Genomic DNA, 5,154 nt, shown 5'->3' with positions numbered 1-5,154 from the left:
GCCTCCGCCGCCACCGCGGCCGCGGTCGGCGACTCCTTCGCGAGATCCGCAGCGGCTTCCGCTGTCGCACCGGTCGGCCGCCGCCGGGAGATGAAGCGACTGCCGCGCGCCCGCTCGGCCTCGCCCACCGCCTCCTGCGCGACCGTCATAGCCTCGACGAGCTCGATGCGCGCCAGCGGGGCGTTGTCGCCCTTGCGGGGCCCGAGCTTCACGATGCGGGTGTAACCGCCGTCGCGGTCGGCATAGCGCGGGCCGATCTCGGTGAACAGAACGTGCACGACGGACTTGTCCCGGACCACCCGCAGCACGCGGCGCCGCGAATCCAGATCGCCGCGCTTGGCAAAGGTCACCAGCCGCTCGGCGTACGGGCGCAGGCGCTTGGCCTTGGTCTCCGTCGTGGTGATACCGCCGTGCTCGAACAGCGCGGTGGCGAGGTTGGCCAGCATCAGCCGCTCATGTGCGGGACTGCCGCCGAGCCGGGGGCCCTTGGAAGGCGTGGGCATGACAGTGCTCCTCGTTCCTTTCGCTGTCCGTCAGCGTGTTACGGGCGCCACAGGTGCCGTTGTGTCTAGTACTGCTCGGTCTCGACGAACTCCGCACCATCGTCGGTCGGATCGCTGAACGGAGCGTGGTAGGTGTCGGTACCGTAGGTGTCCACTGCCTGTCGCGGGTCGAATCCCGGCGGGGAATCCTTGAGCTGCAGACCCATCCCAGCAAGCTTCGTCTTGACCTCGTCGATCGACTTCTGGCCGAAGTTGCGGATGTCGAGCAGGTCCGCCTCGCTGCGGGACACCAGCTCACCGATCGTGTGAATGCCCTCGCGCTTGAGGCAGTTGTAGGAGCGGACGGTCAGATCCATCTCCTCGATCGGCAGCGCCAGATCCGCGGCAAGGGCGGCGTCCGCCGCGGAAGGACCGATGTCGACGCCCTCCGCCTCGGCGTTCAGCTCCTGAGCGAGACCGAACAGACCGACGAGCGTCTTGCCAGCGCTGGCCATCGCATCCCGCGGCGAGATCGACTGCTTGGTCTCGACATCCACGATCAGTCGGTCGAAGTCGGTCCGCTGCTCGACACGGGTCGCCTCGACCTTGTAGGTGACCTTGAGAACCGGAGAATAGATCGAGTCGACCGGGATCCGGCCGATCTCCTGGCCCGCCTGCTTGTTCTGGGTGGCGCTGACATAGCCACGCCCCCGCTCGACGGTCAGCTCGATCTCGAGCTTGCCCTTTTCGTTGAGAGTCGCCAGCACCAGGTCCAGGCTGTGTACCTCGACGCCGGCCGGCGGCGCGATGTCTGCCGCCGTGACCACGCCCGGGCCCTGCTTGCGCAGGTACATCACGGTGGGGTCGTCGTTCTCGGAACTCACGACCAGTTCCTTCAGGTTCAGGATCAGGTCGGTAACGTCCTCTTTGACCCCTGGAACCGTGGAGAACTCGTGCAGTACCCCGTCGATGCGGATGCTGGTCACCGCCGCACCGGGAATCGAGGACAGCAGAGTGCGGCGAAGGGAGTTACCGAGGGTGTAGCCGAACCCGGGCTCAAGCGGTTCGATGACGAACCGCGAGCGGAACTCGGAGATCGGTTCCTCGGCCAGCGTCGGGCGCTGTGCGATGAGCATCGTTACATCCTTCCAAACACGGCGACCGCCATATGACGCCGTGACTTCGGCTCCGGACGGAGCCCATGGGCGGGGTCTCCGTCCACCCCACCCATGTCGAACGAAAAGTTGAAGTCTACGCTACTTGGAGTACAGCTCGACGATCAGCTGCTCCTGGACCTGGGTGTCGATCACCTGGCGGGCCGGCAGCGAGTGCACCAACACCCGCAGCTGGGTCGGGATGACCTCCAGCCAGGCCGGAACAGTGCGCTGGCCCGCCGTCTCGCGCGCGATGATGAAGGGGGTCAGCTCACGTGCCTTGGGCGCGATCTCGACGATGTCGTTCTCGCTGACCCGGTAGCTCGGGATGTCGACCTTCCTAGCGTTGACCACGACGTGCCCGTGCCGCACAGCCTGGCGGGCAGCGTCACGCGACGGTGCGAAGCCAGCCCGGTAGACAACGTTGTCGAGCCTCGATTCGAGGATCTTCAGCAGCTCGTCGCCGGTCTTGCCGGTTCGGCGGTTCGCCTCGTCGTAGTAGCCGCGGAACTGCTTCTCAAGTATCCCGTAGATGCGTGCGCACTTCTGCTTCTCACGCTTCTGCAGCAGGTACTCGGAGTCCTTGGTGCGGCCGCGGCCGTGCTCACCCGGAGGATACGGCCGGATCTCGATCGGGCACTTGGGTGACTCGCACTTGCTGCCCTTGAGGAACAGCTTCGTCTTCTCACGGCGGCAGCGCTTGCAGTCCGCGCCGGTATAGCGGGCCATGCTTGTCCTTCTCTCCTTTTCGGCCAGAGATGGCGCGATCATGTGTTTCGTCGCGCCACCGGAGGCCTTGAGTGATCACCTGGTGACCACTCAGCCCTGGTGTTGCCGGCGCGAACTCCGCCAGAGGTAGCGCGACCGAGGCATTCCTCGCGCCACCGCGGGCCCTGATGTACCGGGTCAGACCCTACGTCGTTTGGGCGGCCGACAACCGTTGTGAGGCGTCGGGGTCACGTCCTGGATGGCGCCGACCTCAAGGCCAGCCGCCTGCAGGGAGCGGATCGCCGTCTCCCGGCCCGACCCCGGACCCTTGACGAAGACGTCCACCTTGCGCATCCCGTGCTCCTGCGCCTTGCGAGCGGCGTTCTCCGCCGCCATCTGCGCGGCGAACGGCGTCGACTTACGGGAGCCCTTGAACCCGACGTGCCCGGCGCTCGCCCAGGAGATCACATTTCCGCTGGGGTCCGTGATCGACACGATCGTGTTGTTGAAGGTGCTCTTGATGTGGGCGTGGCCGTGCGCGACGTTCTTCTTTTCCTTGCGCCGGACCTTCTTGATCCCGGCGGCACGCGTCTTTGGCGGCATATGTGCTCGTGGTCTCCGTTTGCGAGGTCGTCGGTCAGTGCCCGGCGGTGATGACCGACAGTGGTCACACCGACCGAAAGCCGCTGACTACTACTTCTTACCGGCCTTCTTCTTGCCGGCGATGGCACGGCGTGGACCCTTGCGGGTACGCGCATTGGTGTGGGTCCGCTGCCCGTGGACGGGAAGGTTCCGCCGGTGCCGCAGGCCCTGGTAGCAACCGATTTCCATCTTCCGCCGGATGTCCTGGCGTACCTCTCGGTGCAGGTCACCCTCGACCCGGTAGTGCGCGTCGATCCACTCCCGGAGGCTGACGATCTCTTCCTCGGAGAGGTCGCGAACGCGTGTGTCCGGGTTGACCCCGGTGGCGGCGAGGGTCTCCAGTGAGCGGGTCCGGCCGATCCCGAAGATGTAGGTGAGACCAACCTCGATCCGCTTCTCCCGCGGGAGGTCTACGCCTGACAGGCGTGCCATACCAGGTATTTCCTTCCTGTACCGGAGGTCTTGAGCGTCCCCACCCCGTCACGGCGCGCTGTCCGTCGAACCGGGCCCCGGCCTCCGACCGGGGGTGAGTGCCGTCTGACACGACACGGTGACGCTTTGACGAGCATGTCCAACACCCCGTAGCCGCGAAGCATCGTTCCCGACCACCGGGCCACGGCGTCAGCCCTGACGCTGTTTGTGGCGCAGATTGTCACAGATGACCATTACCCGGCCATGGCGACGGATCACTTTGCACTTGTCGCACATCTTCTTGACGCTTGGTTTGACCTTCACGGCTGCACGAACCTCCTTGCGCAACCGCTGGGGCGCGCGTCCGGATGGCTGGGAATCCCCGGCCTCCGGCGAGTGATTTGATCAACCATCACATCGCCGTCGGCCAAGCGAGCTTACTTGTAGCGGTAGACGATCCGACCCCGGGACAGGTCGTACGGGGACAGCTCGACGACCACCCGGTCCTCCGGAAGGATTCGGATGTAGTGCTGACGCATCTTGCCACTGATGTGGGCGAGAACGCGATGACCGTTTTGAAGCTCAACCCGGAACATTGCGTTCGGGAGTGGCTCCACAACTCGGCCCTCGATCTCGATGGCCCCGTCCTTCTTCGGCATGTCCTCCGCTGTCCTACCCTCGGGTGTCCGACGGTGGACACAGACGAACGTCAACGCCCGACTAACCGTCGGCTCCTAAGTGTACGTTGCCCATCCGTCAAGAGCCAACCTGGCTCTGCCGTGCGACCGAACAGGACGGTCGAGCGCCGTGCGGGGCTGCGATCAGGCAGCGGAGCTCTGGGCCGGCTGGCCGCAGGCCACACCGAGCTCGGCGAACTTCGCGACGCCGCCATCGAGCGCGGTCAGCACCCAGGGCCCCCGCGATGTGACGGCGACCGTGTGTTCCGTGTGAGCGGCGAACGAGCCGTCGGTGGTGACCACCGTCCAGTCGTCGTCGAGCACCGCTGTGTCCGGCCTACCAAGCGTGATCATCGGTTCGATCGCGAGTGCCACCCCTTCGACCAGCCGGATGCCGCGGCCCGGTCGCCCATGGTTGAGGACGTGGGGTGGCTGGTGCATTTCGGTGCCGATCCCGTGCCCACCGTAGTGGTCCACGATGCCGTACCCGAGTGGATGGACGTAACGCTCCACCGCCGCCGAGATGTCGGTGAGTTTACCCCCGAGCTGCGCGGCCGCCAGACCTCGCCACAGGGCCTGCTCGCACGCCTCGGTCATCTCCAGGAGGTTCTGCGCAACCGCTCCGACCGGCACCGTTATCGCGGCATCACCGTGCCAGCCGTTCACGATCGCGCCACAGTCGATCGAGATGAGATCTCCCTCGCGCAGCACCCGCTTGCGCTGGGGGATGGCATGCACGACCTCGTTGTTGACCGACGTGCAGATCGTCGCCGGAAAGCCCTGGTAGCCCTTGAAGGATGGGATGGCACCCTCGTCGCGGATGGCCTTCTCGGCGACGGCATCGAGATCAGCGGTGCTGACACCCGGTTCGACGGCCGCACGCAGCTTCGCCAGGGTGCGCGCGACGACAAGTCCCGCCACCCGCATTTTAGCGATCTCACCATCGGTCTTGATCTGGACATGCTCTCGTCGCGCCACGCTCGTCGCCCCGGTCCGTATCCCTGGTCTGTTCGAGGCCTCCGGCTGTGCGACAAAACCATGATCGCACTACCTTCGGCCATGTCTGCCTGCGGCCTCCGG

General features: G+C 65.7%; 8 protein-coding genes. All 8 read right to left on the bottom strand.

Features of this window, described 5'->3' with window-relative positions:
• Positions 1–503: 50S ribosomal protein L17 (rplQ, locus tag U9980_RS00285; protein ID WP_322766178.1), on the bottom strand; the 503-nt coding region annotated here is incomplete at its 3' end.
• A gap of 65 nt (positions 504–568) precedes the next feature.
• Complete coding sequence (locus U9980_RS00280; RefSeq protein ID WP_322747177.1) at positions 569–1,618, bottom strand: DNA-directed RNA polymerase subunit alpha; 1,050 nt, start codon at positions 1,616–1,618, stop codon at positions 569–571.
• Positions 1,619–1,738: 120 nt separating this feature from the next.
• Positions 1,739–2,365, bottom strand: coding sequence for a 30S ribosomal protein S4 (gene rpsD / locus U9980_RS00275; protein ID WP_322766177.1), 627 nt, complete (start codon positions 2,363–2,365; stop codon positions 1,739–1,741).
• A 177-nt stretch (positions 2,366–2,542) separates the two neighbouring features.
• Positions 2,543–2,947, bottom strand: coding sequence for a 30S ribosomal protein S11 (gene rpsK / locus U9980_RS00270; protein WP_013875088.1), 405 nt, complete (start codon positions 2,945–2,947; stop codon positions 2,543–2,545).
• A 90-nt stretch (positions 2,948–3,037) separates the two neighbouring features.
• Positions 3,038–3,418, bottom strand: a complete 381-nt coding sequence (gene rpsM / locus U9980_RS00265; protein WP_322747175.1) for a 30S ribosomal protein S13 — start codon at positions 3,416–3,418, stop codon at positions 3,038–3,040.
• Positions 3,419–3,607: 189 nt separating this feature from the next.
• Complete coding sequence (rpmJ, locus tag U9980_RS00260; RefSeq protein ID WP_251745497.1) at positions 3,608–3,721, bottom strand: 50S ribosomal protein L36; 114 nt, start codon at positions 3,719–3,721, stop codon at positions 3,608–3,610.
• A gap of 113 nt (positions 3,722–3,834) precedes the next feature.
• Positions 3,835–4,056, bottom strand: coding sequence for a translation initiation factor IF-1 (gene infA / locus U9980_RS00255; RefSeq protein WP_006541558.1), 222 nt, complete (start codon positions 4,054–4,056; stop codon positions 3,835–3,837).
• A 162-nt stretch (positions 4,057–4,218) separates the two neighbouring features.
• Positions 4,219–5,052: a type I methionyl aminopeptidase gene (map, locus tag U9980_RS00250; RefSeq protein ID WP_322747237.1), complete on the bottom strand. Its 834-nt coding sequence runs from the start codon at positions 5,050–5,052 to the stop codon at positions 4,219–4,221.
• Positions 5,053–5,154 lie beyond the last annotated feature (102 nt).

This window comes from Protofrankia sp. Cr1 (assembly GCF_963555865.1).
Classification (GTDB): Bacteria; Actinomycetota; Actinomycetes; order Frankiales; family Frankiaceae; genus Protofrankia.
The sequence above is the reverse complement of the archived record's forward strand: the minus strand, read 5'-3'. Positions and strand labels throughout refer to the sequence as shown.